1 protein-coding gene is annotated in these 288 nt (G+C 65.3%); it reads left to right on the top strand.

The genetic code is table 11. From position 1 onward, the window contains the following. Positions 1-288, top strand: a 288-nt coding sequence (locus Q7C33_RS28995) for a carbon starvation CstA family protein (protein WP_407684605.1), incomplete at both ends; no start/stop codon positions are given.

The raw sequence follows: 288 nt of genomic DNA on the forward strand, positions 1-288 counted from the left end.
TGGCGCTGATCGTGGTCAAGGCCCTGGCCGAGAGCCCGTGGGGCATTTTCACGGTCATGGCGACCATCCCGATCGCGATGTTCATGGGCGTCTACATGCGCTACATCCGCCCGGGCCGCATCGGTGAGATCTCGGTCATCGGCGTGCTGTTGCTGCTGGGCTCGATCTGGCTGGGCGGGCAAATCGCCGCCGACCCGGTCTGGGCCAAGGCCTTCACCTTCACCGGGATCCAGATCACCTGGATGCTGATCGGCTACGGTTTTGTCGCGGCGGTGCTGCCGGTGTGGC

Source organism: Pseudomonas sp. BP11-1-1 (assembly GCF_052112105.1).
Lineage (GTDB): Bacteria > Pseudomonadota > Gammaproteobacteria > Pseudomonadales > Pseudomonadaceae > Aquipseudomonas > Aquipseudomonas alvandae.